Annotated in this window: 16 protein-coding genes; 6 read left to right on the top strand and 10 right to left on the bottom strand. The window is 59.9% G+C overall.

Translation table 11 applies throughout. The features are described from left to right. Nucleotides 1-58: 58 nt before the first annotated feature. Both lolD and ACYZT8_RS09800 read right to left on the bottom strand, forming a co-directional pair. The gene (gene lolD / locus ACYZT8_RS09805) at nt 59-742 is read right to left on the bottom strand and encodes a lipoprotein-releasing ABC transporter ATP-binding protein LolD (RefSeq protein WP_167360488.1); all 684 of its coding nucleotides are present in this window, start codon (nt 740-742) and stop codon (nt 59-61) included. A gap of 7 nt (nt 743-749) precedes the next feature. Beyond that, a complete protein-coding gene (locus ACYZT8_RS09800) occupies nt 750-2,000 on the bottom strand; it encodes a lipoprotein-releasing ABC transporter permease subunit (protein WP_109629005.1) in 1,251 nt (416 codons plus the stop codon). A 94-nt stretch (nt 2,001-2,094) separates the two neighbouring features. Here ACYZT8_RS09800 and ACYZT8_RS09795 point away from each other — a divergent pair, with 94 nt between their 5' ends. Together ACYZT8_RS09795 and ACYZT8_RS09790 are read left to right on the top strand one after the other, a co-directional pair. After that, nucleotides 2,095-2,673, top strand: a complete 579-nt coding sequence (locus tag ACYZT8_RS09795; protein WP_461980634.1) for a PilZ domain-containing protein — start codon at nt 2,095-2,097, stop codon at nt 2,671-2,673. A 14-nt stretch (nt 2,674-2,687) separates the two neighbouring features. Beyond that, nucleotides 2,688-3,410 carry a glycerophosphodiester phosphodiesterase gene (locus tag ACYZT8_RS09790; RefSeq protein WP_461958033.1) on the top strand — a complete coding sequence of 241 codons (723 nt, stop codon included), beginning with the start codon at nt 2,688-2,690 and terminating at the stop codon, nt 3,408-3,410. A 42-nt stretch (nt 3,411-3,452) separates the two neighbouring features. Here ACYZT8_RS09790 and sthA read toward each other — a convergent pair whose 3' ends face one another. After that, entirely contained in the window at nt 3,453-4,847 is a 1,395-nt protein-coding gene (gene sthA / locus ACYZT8_RS09785; protein ID WP_007907752.1) for a Si-specific NAD(P)(+) transhydrogenase, read from the bottom strand. Between the two features lie 207 nt (nt 4,848-5,054). Continuing rightward, entirely contained in the window at nt 5,055-6,041 is a 987-nt protein-coding gene (locus ACYZT8_RS09780) for an FAD:protein FMN transferase (protein ID WP_461980632.1), read from the bottom strand. Between the two features lie 206 nt (nt 6,042-6,247). Here ACYZT8_RS09780 and tcuC point away from each other — a divergent pair, with 206 nt between their 5' ends. Further along, a complete protein-coding gene (tcuC, locus tag ACYZT8_RS09775; RefSeq protein ID WP_461980630.1) occupies nt 6,248-7,546 on the top strand; it encodes a tricarballylate/proton symporter TcuC in 1,299 nt (432 codons plus the stop codon). Nucleotides 7,547-7,643: 97 nt separating this feature from the next. Here tcuC and ACYZT8_RS09770 read toward each other — a convergent pair whose 3' ends face one another. The 5 genes from ACYZT8_RS09770 to ACYZT8_RS09750 form a co-directional block, all read right to left on the bottom strand. Beyond that, the gene (locus tag ACYZT8_RS09770; protein ID WP_461980628.1) at nt 7,644-9,083 is read right to left on the bottom strand and encodes an efflux transporter outer membrane subunit; all 1,440 of its coding nucleotides are present in this window, start codon (nt 9,081-9,083) and stop codon (nt 7,644-7,646) included. A 9-nt stretch (nt 9,084-9,092) separates the two neighbouring features. Further along, nucleotides 9,093-11,243 carry a glycosyltransferase family 2 protein gene (locus ACYZT8_RS09765; RefSeq protein ID WP_461980626.1) on the bottom strand — a complete coding sequence of 717 codons (2,151 nt, stop codon included), beginning with the start codon at nt 11,241-11,243 and terminating at the stop codon, nt 9,093-9,095. A 1-nt stretch (nt 11,244) separates the two neighbouring features. Beyond that, on the bottom strand, nt 11,245-12,489 hold the full coding sequence (locus ACYZT8_RS09760) for a hypothetical protein (RefSeq protein WP_461980624.1): 1,245 nt from the start codon (nt 12,487-12,489) through the stop codon (nt 11,245-11,247). Beyond that, a complete protein-coding gene (locus ACYZT8_RS09755) occupies nt 12,486-13,691 on the bottom strand; it encodes an HlyD family secretion protein (RefSeq protein WP_461980622.1) in 1,206 nt (401 codons plus the stop codon). Before ACYZT8_RS09755 ends, ACYZT8_RS09760 begins: the two co-directional genes overlap by 4 nt. A 672-nt stretch (nt 13,692-14,363) precedes the next feature. Beyond that, entirely contained in the window at nt 14,364-15,827 is a 1,464-nt protein-coding gene (locus ACYZT8_RS09750) for a glyceraldehyde-3-phosphate dehydrogenase (protein WP_461958030.1), read from the bottom strand. Nucleotides 15,828-16,190: 363 nt separating this feature from the next. Here ACYZT8_RS09750 and mfd point away from each other — a divergent pair, with 363 nt between their 5' ends. Genes mfd through ACYZT8_RS09735 form a run of 3 tightly spaced genes read left to right on the top strand, consistent with a single transcriptional unit; the run spans nt 16,191 to nt 22,921 of the window. Next, nucleotides 16,191-19,640, top strand: a complete 3,450-nt coding sequence (gene mfd / locus ACYZT8_RS09745; protein ID WP_461980620.1) for a transcription-repair coupling factor — start codon at nt 16,191-16,193, stop codon at nt 19,638-19,640. A 10-nt stretch (nt 19,641-19,650) separates the two neighbouring features. Then, a complete protein-coding gene (locus tag ACYZT8_RS09740) occupies nt 19,651-20,217 on the top strand; it encodes a CsiV family protein (protein WP_461980618.1) in 567 nt (188 codons plus the stop codon). 10 nt (nt 20,218-20,227) lie between these two features. Next, nucleotides 20,228-22,921, top strand: coding sequence for an SNF2-related protein (locus ACYZT8_RS09735; protein WP_461980616.1), 2,694 nt, complete (start codon nt 20,228-20,230; stop codon nt 22,919-22,921). 131 nt (nt 22,922-23,052) lie between these two features. On the opposite strand, the gene ACYZT8_RS09730 is transcribed toward ACYZT8_RS09735, so the two are convergent. Continuing rightward, nucleotides 23,053-25,380 carry a DEAD/DEAH box helicase gene (locus ACYZT8_RS09730; RefSeq protein WP_461982407.1) on the bottom strand — a complete coding sequence of 776 codons (2,328 nt, stop codon included), beginning with the start codon at nt 25,378-25,380 and terminating at the stop codon, nt 23,053-23,055. Nucleotides 25,381-25,471 lie beyond the last annotated feature (91 nt).

Below are 25,471 nucleotides of genomic sequence, written 5' to 3'. Positions count from 1 at the left end.
GGCACCGTATAAAAATAAAAGACCCGGCGTACGCTTCAGTACGCCGGGTTTCGGTCAATCAGATGGGCGTCAGGCAACCTTCCTGCAAATGCAGGACGCGATCCATCTGGCGAGCCAGGTTCATGTCGTGAGTCACCACCAGGAACGCCGTGCGCATCGAGGTGCTGAGTTCCAGCATCAAATCCTGAATGCCCTGGGCGGTGTGGGAGTCGAGGTTGCCGGTCGGCTCGTCGAGCATCACCAGGCCTGGTTTGTTCACCAGAGCGCGGGCGATGGCCACACGCTGACGTTCGCCGCCGGACAGTTCGGACGGTTTGTGCTCCAGGCGATGACCCAGCCCTACCCGCTCCAGCAACGCGGTCGCACGCTGACGCGCTTCCGGGATCGCGGTTTTGCCGATCAGCAGCGGCATGCAGACGTTTTCCAGCGCGGTGAACTCAGGCAGCAGATGGTGGAACTGGTAAACGAAACCCAGCGACCGGTTGCGCAACAGACCGCGATTCTTCTCGCTCAGGGCCGACAACTCTTCGCCGTCGAGCCAGACGCTGCCCTTGGTTGGCGTGTCGAGGCCGCCCAACAGGTTGAGCAAGGTACTTTTGCCCGAACCCGAGGTGCCGACAATCGCCACGCGCTCACCCGGATGCAGCTCCAGTTGCAGGCCGGCCAGCACTTCTACCGACTCCGGGCCTTCCTCGTAGGATTTGCCCAGGTTGCGGCAGCTCAAGATTGCTTTATCACTCATACCCAACTCACTCATAACGTAGCGCCTCCGCAGGCTGGGTGCGCGCGGCACGCCAGGCTGGATACAGGGTGGCGAGGAAACTCAGGACCAACGCGGCGGCGCAGACCATCAACACGTCCTGGCTCTGCACTTGCGACGGCAGGTAATCGATGAAGTACACGTCGGCGTTCAGGAACTTGTGGCCGATCAACCCTTCGAGGGCGGAGATCGCGGCGCTGACGTTCAGCGCGGCGAAGATCCCGACCACGGCGCCGATCAGCGTACCGATCACGCCAATGACCGTGCCCTGGACCATGAAGATGGCCATGATCTGCCCCGGTGTGGAGCCCAGGGTGCGCAGAATCGCGATGTCGCCCTTCTTGTCATTCACCACCATCACCAGCGTGGAAATGATGTTGAAGGCCGCGACGGCGACGATCAGCAGCAACAGCAGGCCGATCATGGCTTTTTCCATGCGGATCGCCTGATACAGGTTGCCGTGGGTGCGCGTCCAGTCGCGGGCATAGAAATGGTCTTCGCCGAGTTGCTGGGCGATATTCCACGCCGTGCGCGGAGCCTGGAACAAGTCGTCGAACTTCAGGCGGATGCCCTGGACCTGATCCGGCTTCCAGCGATGCAGCTTCGCCAGATCCTGCAGATTGGTGACACCCAGATAGCCGTCGATCTCACCGGCGCCGACATGGAAAATACCCACGACGGTGAAGCGTTTCATGCGCGGGAACATCCCGGCCGGGGTCACCGTGACTTCCGGCGCCACGAACGTCAGCTTGTCGCCGATCGCAGCGCCGAGCTTGGCGGCTGCCTTGTCGCCGATCACTATGCCAAAACTGCCCGGCGTGAGGTCGTCGAGTTTGCCCTGCTGCATGAAGTTATCAATGATCGAGACCTGGCGTTCCAGCGCAGGGTCGATGGCATTGAGCAGGACTTTGGAGACCTTGCCGTTGTTGGTCAGCAAACCCTGCATCTGGGTGAACGGCGCCACGGCCGTCACCTGCGGGTTCTGCTTGACCTTGGCAGCCAGGCTTTGCCAGTCGCTGATCGGTTCACCGGACTCGATGGTCGCGTGAGGCACCATGCCCAGCACGCGGGTGCGCATCTCATGATCGAAGCCGTTCATGACCGACAGCACGACGATCATCACGACCACGCCGAGGGCAAGTCCGATCATTGAAGTCAGGGAAATGAACGACACAAAATGATTGCGACGCTTTGCACGGGTATAACGCGTGCCAATAAATACGAAGAGAGGTCTGAACATGTCGGGGCTTGTTCGGAGGGAAAAGGAACGTCCTTGTGGCGGGGGTCGATAACCAGCTTTACACTCAGACCACCGCCGCTACCATGGGTTCGCCATGTCGACATTAGATGAAGAAGATCGCCGCGAATACTACCGTATCGAGGACACGATCGCACTGGAAATTCGGCCCCTGTCCGCTCCCGAAGCCGCAGGCCAGGAAGTGTTGCAGGATGCTTCCCCACTGTTCAACTTGCTCAGCGAACTGCACCTGAGTGAATTCGAGTCGCAACACCTGTTACGCCAGATCAGTGAGCGCGACCGCAACCTCGCCGCATTCCTGAAATCCCAGAACAAACGCATCGATTTGCTGAGCCAGGTGATCGCCATCACCGTACTCGGGCAGATCGGCGAGCCGCAGCCGGTGATCATTTCCGAAGGCGGCATCGACTTTCAGTACCCCACACCCATCGCCGTGGGCGCGCACCTGTCGGTCAAACTGGTACTGATGCCGCAAGCCCTCGGCCTGTTGCTGCGGGCCAGGGTCACGCATTGCGATCGCAAGGCTGGCGCCTACGACGTCGGCACCGAGTTCGAATACCCGACCGATGCCCAACGCCAATTGCTGGCCCGCTACATTTTGCAGAAGCAGGCCCAGGAACGACGTCTGGCCCGCGAAAATGAATCAGGCATTTAATTTAAGGAAGAACCGTGACCCTCATCTACGGCCATCGCGGCGCCAAGGGCGAAGCACCGGAAAACACGCTGACCAGTTTTCAGCAATGTCTCAAGCACGGCGTACGCCGCTGCGAACTGGACCTGCACCTGTCCATGGACAACGAGCTGATGGTCATCCACGACCCGACGCTCAAGCGCACCACCGACCGGCGCGGCAAGGTTGTCGAGCAAACCGCAAAGGACCTGGTGACCTACGACGCGCGCAAGGGTGGCCCGGGCTGGATCAAGCCCTGCCCGATTCCGACACTGGAAGAATTGTTCGAGAAATGCGATTTCGAGCATTGGCAGCTGGAAGTAAAAAGCGCTTCACGCACCCGCGCCGCGACGACCGTGCTGGCGATTCGCGAAATGGCTCAGCGCTTCGGACTGCTCGACAAGGTCACGATCACGTCGAGTTCACGTGAAGTATTGAAAGCCGCACTGGACCTGGTGCCGGACGTGTCCCGCGGCCTGGTGGCCGAGTACGCGTGGCTCGACCCGTTGAAGGTCGCGCAAAGTTATGGCTGTGAGATTCTGGCGCTGAACTGGACCCTGTGTACGCCGGAACGCCTGCAGAAGGCGCAGCGTCAGGGGCTGCATGTGTCGGTGTGGACAGTCAACGAGCCCGCGCTGATGCGCAGACTCGCCGACTTCGGCGTTGACAGCCTGATTACAGACTTTCCCGGTTTGGCCAGCGCCACCCTCGAGAATTGCTGAAATCGGTCTCCCCGGCCGGCTCAGGCCACCGGCCGGAGCCGCTCAAAAAAGCCGGTTGAGGCCGTCGTACGCCGCTACCCGATAGGCTTCGGCCATGGTCGGGTAGTTGAACGTCGTGTTGACGAAGTACTTCAGCGTGTTCAGTTCGCCCGGCTGGCTCATGATCGCCTGACCGATGTGCACGATCTCCGACGCCTGATAACCGAAGCAGTGAACACCCAGCACTTCCAGGGTCTCGCGGTGGAACAGGATCTTCAGCATGCCCTGAGGCTCGCCGGCAATCTGTGCACGCGCCATGCTCTTGAAGAACGCCTTGCCCACTTCGTACGGCACCTTGGCCTGAGTCAGCTCCTGCTCGTTCTTGCCGATCGAGCTGATCTCCGGAATGGTGTAGATGCCGGTCGGCACGTCGTTGACGAAGCGCCAGCTGTTGTTATCGACGATGCTGCCAGCGGCCGAACGGCCCTGGTCGTGAGCGGCACTGGCCAGGCTCGGCCAGCCGATCACGTCACCGGCACCGTAAATGTTCGGTACGCAAGTGCGATAGGCTTCGTCGACTTCGATCTGGCCACGGCTGTTGACCTTCACGCCGATGTTTTCCAGACCCAACTGATCGGTGTTGCCGGTACGGCCGTTGCACCAGAGCAAGGCGTCGGCCTTGATCTTCTTGCCGGACTTGAGGTGCAGGATCACGCCGTTGTCCACGCCTTCGACGCGGTCGTAGTCTTCGTTGTGGCGAACCGTGATGTTGTTGTTGCTGAAGTGGTAGCTCAGGGCCTGAGAAATTTCCGAGTCGAGGAAGCTCAGCAACTGACCGCGGTTGTCCACCAACTCAACCAGTACACCCAGGCCACTGAAGATCGACGCATACTCGCAACCGATCACGCCGGCGCCGTAAACAATGAGTTTGCGCGGGGTGTGGCCGAGGCTGAGGATGGTGTCGCTATCGTAGATACGCGGGTGATGGAAATCGATGTCCGCCGGGCGATAAGGACGCGAGCCGGTGGCGATGATGATGTGCTTGGCCACCAGTTTTTCGACCACACCGTTGGCGCAGACCACTTCGATGGTTTGCTCGTCGGCGAAGCTGCCGGTGCCGAAGAACACGTCGACACGGTTACGGGCGTAGTAGCCGGTGCGCGAGGCGACTTGTTTGGAAATGACTTTTTCGGCGCTTTTCAGCACGTCCGGAAACGAGAACCAGCGCGGCTCACCAATGGCCCTGAACATCGGGTTGGTGTTGAACTGCATGATCTGCCGGACCGAGTGACGCAGTGCCTTGGACGGGATGGTACCCAAGTGGGTGCAGTTGCCGCCGACCTGGCGACGGCTATCGACCATCGCCACCTTGCGCCCTGCTTTGGCGGCGTTCATTGCCGCGCCTTCTCCCGCCGGGCCGGAACCCAGCACCACCACGTCGTAGTTGTAGACAGCCATGCGTACTCCTCAGAACAGGCCGCGGCGCCCTCGGCACCTGCGGCTAAATCACGCCGATCTGCGGCGTGAAGGAACAATTTGGGGCCAGTGCAGACCCCGGACACAGTCTATAGAAGCGTCAACGCCGGGCACATTAACCCTTGGTCGCGTCGTAGGCTAGTTTTGCCTGCACTACAACGCCAGTCTTCAATGTGCGAATCGCCGTAATCATTCGGTTTTGCCGCCACTGAGGCGCTCAAAAGCCTGATTGGTTCGTGTGACGAAACCTGTATCGGCACGAATCACAAAAAAAGCGCCGATATCGTGTTTTTCTGCGTAGTCCCAACCGCGCTCCGGGCCGAGAATCAGCAACAGCGTCGATAAGCCATCGGCCATTAACGCTGAAGGATTAATCACCGTGACTGACGCCAGGGTGTGTGAGACCGGCGCACCGGTGCGGGCATCGAAGGTGTGGGAATAACGCTTGCCGTCCTGCTGAAAATAATTGCGGTAATCGCCGGAGGTGGACACGCCATAGCCGTCGACGGCGATGATGCGCTCGGCCACTTGCTGGTCGTCGCGGGGTTCTTCCAGGGCGACGCGCCACGGTGAACCGTCGAGTTTCTTGCCGGCGGCCTTGAGTTCGCCGGTGGCTTCGGCGAGGTAATTGTGGATGCCCATTGCTTCGAGTTTTGCGGCAATCGTGTCGACTGCGTAGCCGGCGGCGATGCTGTTGAAGTCGACCTCGACCGCGGCGTCCTTGCACAGCTGATCGCCGTCGATGCGCAGGTGCTGGTAACCGACTCGCTGCCTGACTTCGGCCAACGCCTGGGCCGAAGGGACTTTCTCATTACGAGCCTGCGGGCCAAAGCCCCAGAGGTTGAGCAGCGGCTCCACCGTCAGGTCGAAGGAACCTTCGCTTTGTTCCGACAGACGCTCACCGACACGCACCAGTTTGAGGATCGGCGCGGGCATTTTCTGACAGCGGTTGGCGGGTAGATCGTTGAAGTGCTCGATGTCGGAGTCGCTGCGATAGGTCGAAAACTGTCGATCCACTTCGGCGAGGATATTTTCTACTTCGGCCTGCACCGCTTTCGGCCCGGGCGTGGAGGAATGCCTTACGTATTGAATGGAATAACGACTGCCCATGGTCGGGCCATCGAAGCGTTCCTGGCTGTCGCCGTTGCCACAACCGGACAAAATGCCGGCCAGCACCACAAGTCCACTCCACCGTCCAGTTAACAAATCTTCATCCCCCCTCAAAACCGCGCCCGCCATTATGGGCCTCAGAGCGCTTGGGAGCGAGGTCTGCCAGTGCCCGTCAGTAAGACGCAAAAACTGTTGGAGCAAGACCGCCTTGCCGGTCCCGCCCCCACAGGTACAGCGTTTCAAGCAAGATTTACCAGCGTGAGTACCTACGAATGTCATCCAATACGGGCAAAGGCAAAGCGATTTTTCGCGTTGTCAGCGGTAACTTTCTCGAAATGTTCGACTTTATGGTCTACGGCTTTTACGCCACGGCCATCGCCAAAACCTTCTTCCCTGCTGACAGCGCTTTCGCCTCCCTGATGTTGTCGCTGGCCACGTTCGGCGCCGGCTTCCTGATGCGTCCTTTGGGGGCGATTTTCCTTGGGGCCTACATCGACCGTCATGGTCGTCGCAAAGGCCTGATCATCACCCTGGCGATGATGGCGGCCGGTACGGTGCTGATTGCTTGCGTGCCGGGTTACGCCACCCTCGGCGTGGCGGCGCCGCTGATCGTACTGTTCGGTCGCTTGCTGCAAGGTTTCTCGGCCGGCGTGGAACTGGGCGGGGTGTCGGTGTACCTGGCGGAGATCTCCACGCCGGGTCGCAAGGGTTTCTTTGTCAGTTGGCAATCCGCCAGTCAGCAAGCCGCGGTGGTGTTCGCCGGCCTGCTGGGCGTCGGTTTGAACCACTGGCTCAGCCCCGAAGAAATGGGTGACTGGGGCTGGCGCGTGCCGTTCCTGATCGGCTGCCTGATTGTGCCGGTGATCTTCGTGATCCGTCGCTCACTGGAAGAAACGCCGGAGTTCCAGGTGCGCAAACACCGCCCTACCCTGCGGGATGTCGTCCGCTCGATCAGTCAGAACTTTGGCATCGTCATCGCCGGCATGGCGCTGGTGGTGATGACCACCGTGTCGTTCTACCTGATCACCGCCTACACCCCGACCTTCGGCAAAGCCGAACTGCACCTGTCGGATCTGGATGCGTTGCTGGTGACGGTGTGTATCGGCCTGTCGAACTTCTTCTGGCTGCCGGTGATGGGCTCCGTATCCGACAAAATCGGACGTAAACCCCTACTCCTCGCGGCGACCATTCTGGCGATCCTCACGGCCTACCCTGCCTTGTCATGGCTGGTGGCGAACCCGAGTTTCAGCCATTTGCTGATCGTCGAGTTGTGGCTGTCATTCCTTTATGGCTCGTACAACGGCGCCATGGTCGTGGCGCTGACCGAGATCATGCCGGTAGAAGTGCGTACCACCGGTTTCTCCTTGGCCTACAGCCTGGCGACTGCAACGTTCGGCGGGTTTACACCGGCGGCTTGCACATACCTGATCCACGTACTGGATAACAAAGCTGCGCCGGGGATCTGGCTCAGTGGCGCAGCGGTGTTGGGGTTGATTGCGACGCTGGTGCTGTTCCGTGGCAACAAGCATGAGTTGCGCACGGCCCAGGCGGCGGTGGTTGGCGGCATCTGATCGATCGCCTTCGCGGGCAAGCCTGCTCCCACAGGGATCACTGAAAACCTGTGGGAGCGGGCTTGCCCGCGAAGAGGCCCGCAAAATCACCGCAAATTCATTGCTGCGCCACCTTCAACGCCCCACTCCACCCCCCACCCAGCGCCTTGTACAACGTCACCTGATTGATCTCCCGGGCCAACTCCAGCTGCGCCCATTTCTGCTGCGCATCAAACAGCGACCTCTGCGCATCCATGGTGGAAAAGTAACTGTCCAGCCCCGCCTCGAAACGCAAGCGCGACTGCCGGTACGCTTCCTGATAATCCCCCACCAGCTTCTTCTGGAACGCCACCTGGGTGAGCATTTCCTGGCGCGCATTCAGCGCATCCGCCGCTTCGCGAAACGCGTTCTGCACGGTGGCCTCGTACGCCGCCGCCTGACCGTCGAACCGCGCATGACTCGCGTCCACTTGCGCCCGCCGCGCGCCACCGTCAATCAGGGGCAACGTCCCCGCCAGGGCCACCGACCAGAACTCCGCCGGGCCACTGAGCAACCGGGAAAAATCCCCGGTCAGGCTGCCCAGCGCACCGGTCAGGGAAAACGTCGGGAAGTACGCCGTCCGTGCAGCGCCAATATCAGCATTGGCCGCACGCAGCGAAGCTTCCGCCGACATGATATCCGGGCGGCGCTCGACCAGTGACGAAGGCAACCCGGCCGGCACATCGAGCGTCGCCAACTGCTCGCCCAGCGCACCAGTCGGCAGCAAGTTCACCGGCACCGGCTGCCCGACCAGTACTCGCAACGCGTTGGTGTTCTGCGCCACTTGCATGCGATAGGTGTTGACCTGAACCGCCGCCGTATTGGTTTGCGCATCCGCCTGGTGAACATCGATCCGCGCGCTGGAGCCGAGGTTGAAACTCTTGCGCAGCAGCTGCCCGTAACGGTCCTGGGATTGAAAGGTGTTCTGTGCGAGATCAAGCAAGTGCTGATTGGCCTTGAGACTCAGCCAGGTGCTGGTCACTTCGCCGATCAGCGCCAGACGCGCCGCCTGATAGTCCGCCTCGGACGCTTCGAAGCGCGCTCCGGCGGCATTGCGTTGACTGCGGATGCGACCAAACAGATCCAGTTCGTAGGACGTGAACCCGCCGGTCGCCTGAAAGGTGTTGGCGATGCTGCCAGCGCTGTCACCGCCATTGGGCGTTCGGACCAGTGGCGGCAACTTACTGCGACCGGCATAGGTGTCGATGCCGATCGTAGGAAAGAGCCCCGACCGTGCGCTGTCGTACCCGGCCCGCGCCTCCTCGACGCTGGCCGCGAACTGGCGCAGGCTGCGGTTATTGACCAGGGCTATCTCGATCAACTGGCGCAGGCGGTCATCGACCACAAAACCGCGCCAATCCTTGTCGAACGCCTGCTTGCCGACGCAGCACTCGCCGGTCGCGTTGGCCGGCCATTGCTGGTCGATTGGCGCATCAGGTTTCTCGTAGGGCGGCTCCAGCGAACACCCGCCGAGCAGCAGCAAAGACATGAAACACGTGGTCGGTAAGCAACTGTTCATGGCGCGCACCTAAAAACGTTGGCCGAGCAAAGCCCGCAAGGGAGAAAGAAGCACTGACCACAGACTCGCGCGGCCGGCACTGATGTGCGGCAGCGCCTGTTTACGCGAACGAACGCTGACCGGACGCCATCGACGCTGGGGCACGTAGGACGACGCCTTGATCGGTGCGGGCAAACGCGGAGTCGTGGGTTTCTCACCCAGCAGCGAACGACGCAGCAAGGTGCCGAACGCCAACGCCGGCTCAGCCTTGCTGACCACATTGATCGACGCGTCACTGAATAGCCGTGCAATCAGCCGTCGCCGCAATTGTTCATCGAGTTCCGCAAAGCGCAGGCCCAATTGGTCCTCGCCGTGATTGCGCATGACCTCGACATTGAGCCAACCGAGTTTGTCGACCCACATCTCGCCACACAGCCCCGGCTTGATCGAAGACGCGAAGGCGCAGTTCAGCGACGCGCCGCTGAGGGAAATATCCACCAGGCGACCCGGAAGGACCTTGCCGCCAAAACGAAACCCGGTGGGTTTGTCGAACGGAAAACGCTCCTCTCCATGCAACCGCGGGCGATCGACACAGGCCACCAGAGTCGCCAGGTTGTAGACCAGCGCGACCACCGTCCAACAGAGGTTGAACAGCATGTTGCCGTCGAACGCGGCGGCCGTGCTGATGGCGACATAAGCACCGATCTGCGAAAACAGGGTCAAGGCAAAAAAGAACCCGAACAACTTCCAGTGGACCATCGTCTTCGTCCGGTCCAACCCCTTGGCGGTGACTTTGAACGGCCGTCCGAACGGCCGGATCATAGCGCTGGCGATCGTCGCCGTGACGGCCAGCGAAGCAACTATCTGCGTGACTTCAGTGAAAATCGGCAAGGTGCGGCGATCCGTGACCCACGTGCCGTAACCCCAGAAGGCAATCAGCGCCGGCATGCCGAACGCGAGGAAGTCCACCGGGTTGGCGTAGAACCCGGCAATACCGAAGTACCAATACAACACCGGCGACACCAGCATCATCAAAATGAACGGTTTGGAAAACCAGTGCATCAGCCCGTGGATGTAGTGCAGCCGGTCATTAAAGGTGTAACCGCCGCCGCGCAACGGTCCGTCCTTGAGTAGAGCCACTTGAATGGTGCCCAAACACCAGCGCCCGCGTTGGTTGATGTATTCGGTCAGGCCCTCGGCCGACAAACCGATCGACAGACGCTCATTCAGCCAGCGCGTGACGTAGCCTTTTTGCAGCAGCCGGTACGTGGTGTAGATGTCCTCACAGACCGAGCCCGTAGGAAAACCGCCGATTTCATTGATCAAATCGCGCCGCACCACGAACGACGTGCCGACGCAAAACGCCGCGTCCCAGCCGTCCTTCGCCGGCTGAAACACGTCGAAGAACACCCGTTGCTCATCGACCCAACAGGCCGATGTGCCCAGGTTGTGCTGAATCGGATCGGGGTTGTAATAGAACTGCGGCGTCTGCACCAGGCCGACTTTCGGATCGTCGAACAGCCCCAGCGTGCGCATCAGGATCGGCTGCTGCGGGGCGAAGTCGGCGTCGAGCACCAGAATGTACGGCGCATTGCTGCCGGCCGCCGATTGACGCAAGCCGTTGTTGAGATTGCCGGCCTTGGCGTGGGAATTGTCCGGGCGCCGCGCGTATTGCACGCCCACCTCGGCGCAGTAATCGCGCAACCAGTCGCGTCGCGTGTCGTCGAGCACCCAGATGGTGAAGTTGGGGTAGTCGATGGCCTGGGCGGCGATGATGGTTTTTTCGAGGATCTCCAGGCCTTCGTTGTAGGTGGCGATGAAGATATCCACTGCCGGCACGTTTACGCCTTCAGCGCGTAACCTTCGCTCGCCCGCGTCGGCGTCCTTGCTGTGATCCGAGCGGCAGAGCATGACGACAATGGAAAACAGCGTGTAACCGATCGCCAGCATTTCGAAAAACAAAAAAGCGTAGGCCCAGACCGTGGCAAACCCGGAGTGGTCATCGGGCAAGGTGTCGCGGATCCGCCATGCCGCGTAGTTGACCAGCAACAACGCGGTGACGGCGCCAAACCCCGCACGTGCGAACCATTGGTCGCGGTACGTCAGGCAGGTGAACAGAATCACCACCGCCAACGTCCAGAAGTTGATTTGCAGCAGTTGCAGCGAGTCGAGTGCCTGCATGTCAGTCAGCCTCTGGCGAACCGGTAAAGGGATTGACGCCGGTGGCTGCAATCGCCGCCCACGCCGTGGCGCCCAAGTGAGGCAGGTGGTAATAGAAAAAATCGTTGGTGACCGAATCCGGGCCGATGGCCAGTCCGGTGCTAATGCGTGGGGCCGGTGTCGCAAACAGCCAGCCATCCCCCGCCTCCTGGGCGAGCAACACGCTCCACAACGGCTGTGCCTTGTCGCTCAATCCGTTTAATTGCGCCACCGCAGCCGCCTGCGCGGTGCCTTCGGTCCATAAACCGTCGGGGTCGCGGTTGAAACCGTAGCCGTCGCCAGACCGGTGCGCATGATCGATAAATGCGAAAACCCGCCGCCAATCCTTGGGCGGATCCTGCAGGGCAATCAGCGGCCAGATCTGTGCATCCAGCCCTGAACGTACGCGGTCGGACGTCTGGCCGTCCGCACCGGTGCCGATCAGGAACCGCCCTTCCCCGGCGTCCCATTGGCTTGCGACGAATTGCCGGGCAATTCGGGCCTGTCGCGCCGAGCCCGGATCCGGCGCTACCGCATCGAGTGCCGACCACGCCGCCGCGAGGTCGACGTTATGTTCGGTGGACTTCCAGTTCTGCTGGACCTGTTGGGTGAAATACCCGTAATAACCGCCACTGAAGCCGGCCGGCGACTGGCCGTCGTAGGTTTTTTCCTGCGACCAGTGCAGGACTTTTCTCGCAGCATCCAGGTAAGACGCTTCGCCGCTTTGGCGAAAAGCTTCCAGCAACGCCAGCGCTGCCCACGCCTGATTGCCGGTGGCGCTGCTGACCTGATAGGCATCCTGATTCCACGCATTGCGCTCGGTGCTCCAGTAACCCGGCAGTTTCATCGACGGCAAGCCCACCGGGCCGGCAGCGTAGGCGTTACGCAAGCGGCCGTCCTGATACTCGGGATCGTGCCTTGTGGCAAACACCAGGGCATCAGCGATGCGCCGCGCCGACTCGGCTTTACCGCAGGCAAACAGCGCGATGCTCGCCAGGGCGTTGTCGTAGGTGAACGCCACGCCGCGCAAGGCCAGGATCGGTGCGGGCTGACCGTTCAACGGTGGATAACTGGCCACCAGCACCGGGCCGGCCGGCTGCGACGCCACCGCCCGATCCAGCGCCGTGCAGGTCATTGCCGCCAGTTGCGGCCTCGCTTGTGCCGCGAGCGCGGACGCCCCGCCGCTGATCAGCATCACCCCGACCATCCCTCGCAAAAAATCGTTCATGGTCGCGACACCTCGGCACTGGCCCACAACCCCGGATTGCAGGTCATCGCGCGCTGACTCTCCGTCAAGTCCGCGGCAAACGTGCCGACCACGTACACCGAGTTCTGTTCGGCATACGGAAACGGCACGCTGTAGGTATTGGCGCGAATGTCCGAAGCGCTGGACAGCAACTGCACCACACTGGCTTTGAGCGGTTGATCGAGGCCGCGGATTTTCACGGTGAGCACGCTGTCGCGATCGATCTTGCTCGCCATGCGCTCAGGGAACACCGCGATCACGTAGCTCTGCCCGCAATCGGTGGCGCGCAACAAAGTCGAGCCCGCTTGCACCAGCGTCCCCTGCGGCGCCAGCAACTCCTGGACGGTTCCGGGCGAATAGGCCACGACGTCATAACCGGTCATCAGCTTGACCCGGTTCTGTTCGGTTTCGATCAGTTGGTTGAGGTTGTCGAGTTCCTGTTGATAGGTCGCGCGATTGCGCGCCTGATTCTCCAGGCTGAGTTTCAGGGTGGTCATCTGCGCGCTGAGGTCGAACATGCGCAGTTGATCGGGATCGAGGTAAACCTGTTGGTTGGCCGCGCTGACATCGCCGTCGTTGATGCGCAATTGCGAACGCACCGACTCGGCTGCGCCCTGCAAGGAAGCGAGTTGTGCTTTCGACGAAGCGACCACTGCACCACTCACCGCCCCTTGCACAAACAATTCGAGATTGCGTTCGACGGTTTCCTGGGCATCCACCAACCGCGCACTGGCGGCGCTGCTTTCCGCTTTCAGGGCTTTCTGGGTGAAGAGTTGGCGGGTATGAAACGCGGTTTGATATTGCTGACTGGTTTTCTCCAGCGCTTCGTAATACTGCTGGTCATGCTCGGCCTGGCTCGCTGATGAAGACAACTGCTGCTCAAGCGTAAGTCGCCTGGTTTGCAGCGTCAGCAAGGTTTCCTGGTTCGCTCGCGGGTTTTCCACGACGGCAATCTTCTGGCCCTGGACAAACGTCACACCGGGTTTGACTTCCAATGCGCTGACCACACCGTCAATCGGCGTTGTCAGTAAAATCACCGGCGCATTCAATATCGCCCGAGTGGCGGACGCCGACACCAAGGGCATCAATAACGTCGACAACAGCAGCCAGACGATAAACCCAAGCACTCCCAACCCCACTAACCGGGGCAGCAGCGACAACAACTTCGAGCGTTCTTCCGCCATATCCGACTCTCCCGATAAACCAACCGCGTAAAGTCCAGGCAATAGCAGGCCGTGACCGCAAGACACTTTTGGCAGGGTGAGCGAGACACAATGATTACGATGGACGGCAACTAAGCCGACGCTGTTTATCTGGTTTTATTGTGATGTGAGCAGGAATGGGATTCCTGTCTTTTTGGAGAGTTGCTGTACAGCGCAGTCTTCAACAGCATGGCGAGCCCGAGGCAGAGCGGGCGTTGTCATTGGCGACACTAGATTCAGTGTTATGGAGTGTCAAGCATTAGCGTCAAACAATTAAATGACGCCAAATATTTAGCGCAGTCTATATTGGATCCACTCTAAATTTTTACTGGCAATCGAAAGGCAACTGCCTATTTCTATTGGTGGTTTTAATTTTTAATATTCGAATGAACTTTGTAAAAAATTTTAAATAATTCTTAATAATTAACTCATCAGATTAAAACGATATACACAGCGTTCTCTCCAGCAAGATCGTTCCCACGCTCCGCGTGGGAATGCAGCCCAGGACGCTCCGCGTCCTTGCCGAAAAGCGGACGCGGAGCGTCCATTGAGGCATTCCCACGCAGACGGTTCGACGCCTCGACGTGGGAACGATCACCGCACAAACAAAAACGCCCCGACCAAAGTCGGGGCGTTTTCATGTGCAGCTAAGGCTTAGCGCGGGAATGCTGGCGGGTTTACACCGGCCATGTCTTCCATCACGCGAACCACCTGGCAGCTGTAACCGAATTCGTTGTCGTACCAAACGTACAGAACAACGCGGTTGTCTTGGGTGATGGTTGCTTCAGCGTCCACAACGCCTGCGTGGCGCGAGCCAACGAAGTCGGTGGAAACCACTTCCTGCGAATTGACGTAGTCGATTTGCTTATGCAGATCGGAGTGCAACGCCATGTAGCGCAGGTACTCGTTCATCTCTTCGCGGGTGGCGGCTTTCTCAAGGTTCAGGTTGAGAATGGCCATCGACACGTTCGGCGTCGGAACGCGGATCGCGTTACCGGTCAGCTTGCCGGCCAGTTCAGGCAGTGCCTTGGCGGCAGCAGTAGCAGCACCGGTCTCGGTGATGACCATGTTCAGCGCGGCGCTACGGCCACGGCGATCGCCTTTGTGGAAGTTGTCGATCAGGTTCTGGTCGTTGGTGTACGAGTGAACGGTTTCAACGTGACCGTTGATGATGCCGAACTTGTCGTTGACAGCTTTCAGCACCGGCACGATGGCGTTGGTGGTGCAGGAAGCGGCCGAAACGATCTTGTCATCAGCGGTGATTTCACCATGGTTGATGCCGTGAACGATGTTCTTCAGCTTGCCTTTACCCGGCGCGGTCAGAACAACGCGATCGATACCCGGGCAAGCCAGGTGCTGGCCCAGGCCCTCGGCGTCACGCCATACGCCGGTGTTGTCCACCAGCAGCGCGTCTTTGATGCCGTACTGGGTGTAATCCACTTCAGTCGGGTTCTTCGCGTAGATAACCTGGATCAGGTTGCCGTTGGCGGTGATGGTGTTGTTTTCTTCGTCGATGGTGATGGTGCCGTTGAACGAACCATGTACCGAATCACGACGCAGCAGGCTGGCGCGTTTGGTCAGGTCGTTTTCGGCGCCTTTGCGCACCACGATGGCACGCAGACGCAGACCGTCGCCACCACCGGTTTTTTCGATCAGGATGCGCGCCAGCAGACGGCCGATACGACCGAAGCCGTACAGGACGACATCGGTGCCTTTGCGGGCGGAAGCGTTTTGCTGGCCAACCACGTCAGCCATTTCTTCACGGACGAACTGCTCGGCAGTGCGGCCATTGCCTTCGACGCGGAATTTGTACGCCAACTTGCCCAAGTCTACCGAAGCTGCGCCGAGCTTGAGCTCGCTCATGGCCTTAAGCAGAGGGAATGTTTCGTGGACGGAGAGTTCGCTATCGTCGGAAGAACGATGGCGAGCAAAGCGGTGAGCTTTGAGAATCGCGATGACAGACTGGTTGATCAGGCTGCGGCCATAGATCGAGCTCACCACGTTGTTATTGCGGTAGAGCTGACCGATAAGTGGAATCATCGCTTCTGCGAGTGCTTCACGGTCGATCCATTCACCAAGACACTGGTCGGGCTTCTGAGTCACGGGAACCTTCCACATGTAGGGGCAGAAAAAAGGGGCTACATTATGCCGCCGAGTGCCTCTCGTAGCAATGCGCGCCTGTCGTGCGATCCGTAACAATTTCCCGTTCAAAAAAATCACGCACCGCTAAAGCCCAGTAAAACCGCGGCTTTCAGCGCAGTCAATTTTTTGGAGACACCGCTGTCTTATCCGTAACCCTCCGTAACACTCAGTCGTTTTGCCACTACATAATCATCAATTCTCAACAAAAAACCGGCAGATTTTGTCTTTACCACTACATTTCGCCAAACCTGCGTAATAGACACAGTCAGCAACTGACAGGCGGCACCCGGGGCCGCTACAATTACCGACTTTGTCGCAACGCTTGGAGCTCAACCTTCCGTGCCCGTTCTGCGTCTACCGCTTCTCCCTGCCGCGGCAGGTAAACAGCACTGGGGCAACCTGCCCGGTGCCGCCCTGAGCCTGGCCATCGCCGAGGCTGCCAGCGCTGCCAAGCGCTTTACCCTGCTACTGACCGCCGACAGCCAAAGTGCCGAACGGCTGGAACAGGAGCTGAGTTTCTTCGCCCCGGATTTGCCCGTGCTGCATTTCCCGGACTGGGAAACCCTGCCCTACGATCTGTTTTCGCCCCACCAGGACATCATTTCCCAGCGCATCGCGGCCTTATACCGGTTGCCGGAACTGAGTCATGGCGTATTGGTGGTGCCGATCACCACGGCGCTGCACCGCCTCGCGCCGACCAAATTCCTGCTCGGCAGCAGTCTGGTGCTGGGCGTTGGCCAGAAGCTCGACGTCGAGCAGATGCGCACCCGACTGGAAGCCAGCGGCTATCGCTACGTCGACACGGTGTACGAACACGGCGAATTCACCGTCCGCGGTTCGTTGATCGATCTGTTCCCAATGGGCAGCAAACTGCCTTTCCGTATCGACTTGTTCGATGACGAAATCGAGACGCTGCGGACATTCGATCCGGAAAACCAGCGCTCCATCGACAAAGTCGACACCGTTCGCCTGTTACCGGCCCGTGAGTTTCCGCTGCAAAAAGACGCTGTCACCCGCTTCAAGGCACGCTTTCGCGAGCGTTTCGATGTCGACTTCCGTCGCTGCCCGATCTTTCAGGATTTGAGCAGCGGGATTACACCGGCCGGTATCGAGTACTACCTGCCGCTGTTCTTCGACGAAACCTCGACGCTGTTCGATTACCTGCCCCAGGACACCCAAGTGTTTTCCCTGCCAGGCATCGAGCAGGCGGCAGAGAACTTCTGGAATGACGTGCGCAATCGTTATGAAGAGCGCCGCGTCGATCCGGCTCGTCCTTTATTGCCACCCGCCGAGCTGTTCCTGCCGGTGGAAGACTGCTTTGCCCGCCTGAAGAACTGGCCGCGCGTGGTGGCCAGTCAACAGGACGTGGAAACCGGTGTCGGCCGCGAGCGCTTCCCGGCGCGAGAACTGCCGAACCTGGCCATCGAAGCCAAGGCCTCTCAGCCATTGGCGGCGCTGGCCGGTTTCCTCGACGAGTTCCCCGGACGCGTGCTGTTTACCGCCGAGTCCGCGGGCCGTCGTGAAGTGCTGCTGGAATTGCTCGAACGCCTGAAGCTGCGACCGAAAACCGTCGACAGCTGGCCAGACTTTGTCGCAAGCAAGGAGCGCTTGGCGATCACCATCGCGCCGCTCGACGAAGGTCTGGTACTCGACAACCCGGCCCTGGCGCTGGTTGCCGAAAGCCCGTTGTTCGGTCAGCGCGTGATGCAGCGTCGGCGCCGCGAAAAACGCACCGATGCCAACAACGATGCCGTCATCAAGAACCTGACCGAGCTGCGCGAAGGTGCACCGGTGGTGCATATCGATCACGGCGTTGGTCGCTACCTCGGGCTCGCGACCCTGGAAATCGACGATCAGGCCGCCGAGTTCCTGACCCTGCAATACGCCGAAGGGGCCAAGCTTTACGTGCCGGTGGCCAACCTGCACCTCATCGCCCGTTACACCGGCAGCGATGACGCCTTGGCCCCGCTGCACCGTCTCGGTTCCGAAACCTGGCAGAAAGCCAAGCGCAAAGCCGCCGAACAGGTGCGCGATGTGGCGGCGGAATTGCTCGACATCTATGCACGTCGCGCCGCTCGCGAAGGTTATGCGTTCGAAGACCCGAAAGCCGATTACGCGACGTTCAGCGCCGGGTTCCCGTTCGAAGAAACCCCGGACCAGCAGACCACCATCGATGCCGTGCGCGCCGACATGCTCGCGCCGAAACCGATGGACCGGCTAGTCTGCGGCGACGTCGGTTTCGGCAAGACTGAAGTGGCGATGCGCGCTGCGTTCATTGCGGTGCACGGCGGTCGTCAGGTGGCGATCCTGGTGCCGACCACCCTGCTCGCCCAGCAGCACTACAACAGTTTCCGCGACCGCTTCGCCGACTGGCCGGTGAGCGTGGAAGTGATGAGCCGTTTCAAGTCGACCAAGGAAGTGAACGCCGCGGTCGCCGATCTCGCCGAAGGCAAGATCGACATCGTCATCGGCACGCACAAGCTGCTGCAAGACGACGTGAAGATCAAAAACCTCGGGCTGGTGATCATCGACGAAGAACACCGTTTTGGTGTCCGTCAGAAGGAACAGCTCAAGGCCCTGCGCAGTGAAGTCGACATTCTCACCCTGACCGCCACGCCGATTCCGCGCACGCTGAACATGGCGGTGTCGGGCATGCGCGACCTGTCGATCATCGCCACGCCGCCGGCCCGTCGCCTGTCGGTGCGCACCTTCGTCATGGAGCAGAACAAGAGCACGGTCAAAGAGGCCCTGCTGCGTGAGTTGCTGCGCGGTGGTCAGGTCTACTACCTGCACAACGACGTGAAGACCATCGAGAAATGCGCCGCCGACCTCGCCGAACTGGTGCCGGAAGCACGGATCGGCATCGGCCACGGGCAGATGCGCGAACGCGATCTCGAACAGGTGATGAGCGACTTCTACCACAAGCGCTTCAACGTGCTGATCGCCTCGACCATCATCGAGACAGGCATCGACGTGCCAAGCGCCAACACCATCATCATCGAGCGTGCCGACAAATTCGGCCTCGCGCAGTTGCACCAGTTGCGCGGCCGGGTCGGTCGCAGCCACCACCAGGCTTATGCGTACCTGCTGACCCCGCCACGCCAGCAAATCACTCCGGACGCGGAAAAGCGTCTGGAAGCGATCGCCAACACCCAGGACCTCGGCGCGGGCTTCGTGCTCGCCACCAACGACCTGGAAATCCGCGGCGCCGGTGAATTGCTGGGCGACGGTCAAAGTGGTCAGATCCAGGCCGTCGGTTTCACCCTCTATATGGAGATGCTCGAGCGCGCGGTGAAGTCGATCCGCAAGGGCGAACAACCGAACCTCGATCAGCCGTTGGGCGGTGGCCCGGAAGTCAACCTGCGTGTACCGGCGTTGATTCCCGAAGCCTACTTGCCGGATGTTCATGCCCGACTGATTCTCTACAAACGCATTGCCTCGGCCACCGATGAAGAAGGCCTCAAGGACCTGCAAGTGGAGATGATCGACCGTTTCGGCCTGCTGCCAGAGCCGACCAAGAACCTGATGCGCATCACGGCGCTGAAGCTGCAAGCCGAACTGCTGGGCATCAAAAAAGTCGACGGCGGCCCGCAAGGCGGCCGGATCGAGTTCGCGGCGCAGACGCCGGTCGACCCGCTGACCCTGATCAAACTGATTCAGGGCCAGCCCAAACGCTACAAATTCGAAGGCGCCACGATGTTTAAATTCATGGTCCCGATGGAAAGCCCGCAAGAGCGCTTTAATACTGTAGAGGCGCTGCTTGAGTGCCTCATTCCGAAAACTGCTTGAAGGACGCCGCATGCGCCTGTTTCGTTTACTGACTTTGCTGACCACCCTGGTCACCCCAACGGCCTTTGCCGATGACCTGTATCAGATTGAAATGATTCTGGTACGCCAGAACGCTGTGCCTGCCATTGTCAGCAAAGCTGCGCCCGAAGACTGGGCTGCCGGCGCCCAGCGCATCAACCCCGACAGCCTGCGCACGCCGAGCCTGAATGGCGAAGTGGAAAAACTGACCGCCAGCAACGAATACACCGTGTTGCTGCACAAGGCCTGGCAGCAGAACCTCGGCGAGGAAGCCAGCAAAATCGCGATCAGCGACGGCGAGGAGAAGTTCGGCCAGTTCCCGATCGAGGGTACCCTGAGCCTGAAACTGGGGCGTTTCACGGACGTGGATGCGGATTTTTGGGTCAACCAGATCGACGCCAATGGCATGGTCACCGCCAGCGAACGCATGAAGCAGGAAAGCCACACCAAGAACGGCCAGCTGAATTTCCTCGACAACGGCCATTTGGGGATGCTGATCAAGATCACCTCGCTCACCGCCCCGGCACCTCGGCCAGTCCCCGATGAAATTCCGGACTGATTGAGTCCTTATGTCAGCGACCCTGAGCAAACCCCTCGCACCTTCCTGGGTCAGCCGATTCAAGGAACAGAGCCTGGAGCGTGGCCGTCGCTATGCGCTGGAGAACCGCGTCAGGATCGTCGAGGCCGGCGACGCTACGATCATCGCCGCTTGCGAAGGCTCTGGCGGTAACGTTTACCGTCAGACGATTCGCCTGCGCGAGTCAGCCAAAGCGACGCTGCTGATGGTTGACGCCACGTGCACTTGCCCGGTTCACGCCAACTGCAAGCATTGCGCGGCGGTGTTGCTGAAAGTCCAGGAAACCCTGGCCTATCCCGCCGCCGCCCAAGACGCCGAACTGCTGGAAAAGCTTCAGGCCGTGCTGGAAAACCGTAGCCCGAAGGCCCCACCCCAAGTCCTTGTGGATAATGTGCAACCGGTGCCGCGCCTGTGGCTGGCGAGCATCGAGTTCAGCGCCTTCGAACCGCGCAACGGCAAGATGCAGCGCTACATCCAGCATCGTGCGGCGCTGTCTTTCAGCTACTTGGATGAATACGTCTGCGGACAGAAAAACGCCGACGTCCTGATTCGGCAGGAAACCCAGACGCTGCGAATAAAACGTCACCCGGAAGTCGAACAGGCCTACAGGGAGCAGTTGCGAATCCTCGGTTTCAAAATCGCCACCCGCCAGAGCAAAGCCTTGCCGGAAAGTGCCGGCGACCTGTATGAGATGGTCAACGACAGCGCCTGGCTGACCTTCACCCTCAACGAGCTGCCGAAGTTGCGCACCCAGGGCTGGGAGCTGCAGATCGATGAGGAATTCGGTTTCGACCTGACCGCCGTGGATGACTGGTACGCCACTGTCGAGCAGGCGCCGGAGCGCGACTGGTTTGATCTGGAACTGGGCATCATCGTCAACGGCGAGCGCCTGAGCTTGCTGCCGATCTTGTTAAACCTGATGCGCTCCCACACCGAAATCCTCAATCCGGAACGCCTCGCCCGACGTCGTGACGACGAACTGATTCTGGTGAACATTCCCAATCGCCCGAACTCCGAGTACGGCCCCTTGCAGGTCGCCCTACCCTTCGGTCGGTTGAAGCCGGTGCTGGCAACCCTCGGCGAGTTCTACCTGCAAGAGCCTGGCGAAACCACGCTGCGCCTGAGCAAGGCCGACGCCACGCGCCTGAATCCGCTGGAAGGCATGCCGCTGCTTTGGGAAGGTGGCGAGCAGATCCGCACGTTTGCCCAGCGCCTGCGGGACATCAAGGACTACACCGCCACGGCCCCCGAAGGCTTGAACGCAACCTTGCGCCCGTATCAGCTGGAAGGCTTGAGCTGGATGCAGTCGTTGCGGCAATTGGAAGTCGGCGGAATTCTCGCGGATGACATGGGCCTGGGTAAAACCCTACAGACACTGGCGCATGTTCTCAGCGAGAAGAACGCCGGGCGCCTCGATCGGCCGTGCATGGTGGTGATGCCCACCAGCCTGATTCCGAACTGGCTCGACGAAGCCGCGCACTTCACGCCGCAACTCAAAGTCCTGGCATTGTACGGCGCCAGTCGCAAAAAGCATTTCGACCATCTGGCCGATTACGACCTGATCCTGACCACCTATGCCCTGCTGCCCAAGGACGTCGAACGTCTGGCGGCCCAGCCTCTGCATGTGCTGGTTCTGGACGAAGCGCAATACATCAAGAACCCCAACAGCAAGGCCGCCCACGCTGCCCGCGAGTTGAATGCGCGCCAGCGTCTGTGCCTGAGTGGCACACCGCTGGAAAACCACTTGGGTGAACTGTGGTCGCTGTTTCACTTCCTCTTGCCTGGCTGGCTCGGTGACGTAAAAAGCTTCAACCGCGATTACCGCGTGCCAATTGAAAAGCGCGCCAGTGAAGTCAGACTTCAGCACCTCAATGGCCGGATCAAACCGTTCCTGCTGCGCAGGACCAAAGAGCAGGTGGCGACGGAGTTGCCGCCGAAGACCGAAATCATCCATTGGGTCGAGCTCAACGAAGCCCAGCGCGACGTGTATGAAACCATGCGCCTGGCGATGGACAAGAAAGTCCGCGACGAGATCACCCGCAAAGGTGTCGCACGCAGTCAGATCATCATTCTTGAAGCGCTGCTGAAGCTGCGCCAGGTGTGCTGCGATTTACGCCTGGTCAACGATGCCGTGCTGCCGACGCGCGGCAGCACCTCGGGCAAGCTCGACAGCCTGATGGAAATGCTCGATGAGTTGTTTGAGGAAGGTCGGCGGATTTTGCTGTTTTCGCAGTTTACGTCGATGTTGGCGCTGATTGAGGTCGAACTGAAGAAACGCGGTATCGAATATGCGCTGCTGACGGGACAGACCCGTGACCGACGGGCGCCGGTGAAAGACTTCCAGAGCGGCAAGCGTCAGATCTTTCTGATCAGCTTGAAGGCAGGTGGTGTCGGTTTGAACCTGACAGAAGCGGATACGGTGATCCACTACGATCCGTGGTGGAACCCGGCGACGGAAAATCAGGCGACTGACCGGGCGTATCGCATTGGCCAGGAGAAGCCGGTGTTCGTCTACAAAATGATTGCCCGTGGCACGGTGGAAGAGAAGATTCAGCACCTGCAAAAGGAAAAATCCGACCTCGCGGCGGGCGTGCTGGATGGGCGCAAGACTGGGGACTGGAAGTTGCAGAGTGATGATATTGAAGCGTTGTTTGCACCGCTGCCGGATAAGCTGGAGAAGCGCTGAAATCTTCGGCGTCTGGTAGATCGCCTTCGTCGGAACGCCGCCCGGAGCAAGCCCGCTCCCACAGGGTTCACATCAATCCTGTGGGGGCGTGGCTTGCCCGCGAAAGGGTCACCTCGGTTTCACTGAAGGCATCAGGGCTTGAGATTGGGCAGCGGCGCAAACAGCGCCTCAATATCACTCTGCTCAAGCTTCCAGCCGCCAGTCGTTCCACCTTCAAGCACCGCCCCGGCCAGCGCAGCCTTCTCCAGCTGCAGCGCCTGTATTTTTTCTTCTACGGTGCCACGGGCTATCAGCTTGTAGACGAACACAGGTTTGTTTTGCCCGATCCTGTAGGCCCGGTCAGTCGCCTGGTTTTCGACCGCCGGGTTCCACCAGGGATCGAAATGGATGACCGTATCCGCAGCCGTCAGATTCAGACCTGTGCCGCCAGCCTTCAAACTGATCAGAAACAGCGGCACTTTACCGCTCTGAAAATCCTTGACCGGTGTGCGCCGGTCCGTCGTCTCACCCGTCAACAACGAGTAGCCCAGACCACGTTGCTGCAACTCTTCTTCAATCAAGGCGAGCATCGAAGTGAACTGTGAAAACAGCAAAACCTTGCGGCCTTCGCTGAGCAACTCTTCCAGCATCTCCATCAAGCTGACCAGTTTTCCGCTACCCGAACGAAGGGCCTTGGCGGTGAGCGGCGTTTTGATCAACCGCAGATCGCAGCACACCTGACGCAGCTTGAGCAATGCATCGAGGATGATGATTTGACTGCGCCCGACACCACTGCGGGCAATTTCGTCGCGAACCTTCTTGTCCATCGCCACGCGCACGGTTTCATACACATCCCGTTGTCCATCGCTGAGATCAACCCAATGCACAATCTCGGTTTTCGGCGGTAACTCGGTCGCCACCTGATCTTTCTTGCGACGTAACAAAAAGGGCTTTATCCGCGCCGTCAGGTGTTGCATCCGCTCGGTGTTACCGTGCTTTTCAATCGGCGTGCGGTAGTCGCGGTTGAAGGTTTTGCTGTCGCCAAGCCAGCCGGGCAGCAAAAAGTGAAATTGCGACCACAACTCGCCGAGGTGGTTTTCCAGCGGGGTGCCGGACAGGCACAATCGCTGGCGTGCCTGCAGGTCGCGGGCTGCCTGAGCAGCTTTGCTGACCGGGTTCTTGATGTTCTGCGCCTCATCGAGAATCAGCACACTCCACAACTGAGGCTGCAATACTTCCAGGTCCCGAGGCAGCAATGCGTAGGTGGTCAACACCAAGTCGTATTCGGCAAGGCTGGCAAAGTCTTTTTGCCGTGCGGCGCCATGCAGCGCCAGTACCTTGAGCTGCGGAGCAAAGCGCAGTGACTCGTCGAGCCAGTTGGGTATCAGGCTGGTGGGCATCACGGCCAGTGCCGGACGATCAAGCCGCCCGGCCTGCTTTTCAGTCAGCAGATGAGCCAGGGTTTGCAGGGTTTTCCCCAGGCCCATATCGTCGCCGAGGATGCCGCCGACCTCCAGCTCGCGAAGGGTTTGCATCCAGTTCAGCCCTTCAAGCTGATACGGTCGCAGTGTCGCCTTGAGGCCCGCAGGTGCCGAGACATGAGCATGGTTCGACTCACGCAAACGCTTTGCAAAACTGCGCAGTCGTTCACCGCCCTGCCAAATTAGCGGGACGCCTTCCAGCGCACTGAGGCGCGCGGCATCCGGCAAACTCAAACGCAATGAATCACCTTGATGCGTCCCCAGGTACAACTCGCCCAGGGTGGCCATCAGCGGTTTGATCCGGCCATAGGGCAGTGCGACTTTGCCATGGGGTTTGGCACCGAAACGCCCATCACCCAGTCCAATCAGCAACAGTTCGTCATCGTTGCGTTGGGCAAGGCTTTCGGGATCCATCAACTGTGGCTGGCTACGCAGCAAATGCAGCAATATCGGCAGCAGGCTGTGACGTTCGCCGTTGACGACGATACCCAGTTGCAGATCGAACCACTGGTGCCCCGATTCTTCCTCGACTTGCGCATACCACTCTTCTACAGGCTGCACGTTGAAGTGAAAGTTATCGCTGATATCGATCAGCCAGTTTTTCTCCCTCAGTGCCGGGACTCCGTCCTGCGCAAAGGCAAGCCAGGCTGAGTCATCCGCCAGGGTGAACATTTCGCCGGGACGGTCCAGGCTGCTTTTGCGCGTGGCCTTTTTAAAACCGTGCTTTTGCAGGGCCTGACGCAGGGCTTTTTCGGCGACCAGGTTGCGCTGGATGCGCTGGGTTTCGGTACCCGAGAGGATCAACACCTCCGGGTTTCTGTCCGACGTCGGATGGCCGTTGTAGGTGAACGCCAATGCGGCGCGATGCTCTGGCTCATGCTGCCAGCGGACGTAACGCTTGCCACTGGCGAGTGTCAGGTGAGCCTGAGGGAAAACGCCGTCAATGACCCGCTCCGTCAGTGTGTGAGGTGGCGGTGCAACTTTCGTCGCCGCCCTCATCCGATGACTGAACTGCATGGCCTGACGCGCCGGAATATCCGGGACCAACGACAGGTGACAAGCCAGTTTTTCATCCATCTCGCTGAATAGC

Source organism: Pseudomonas sp. LB3P93, assembly GCF_054898025.1.
This window is presented reverse-complemented; position numbering and strand designations above follow the sequence as displayed.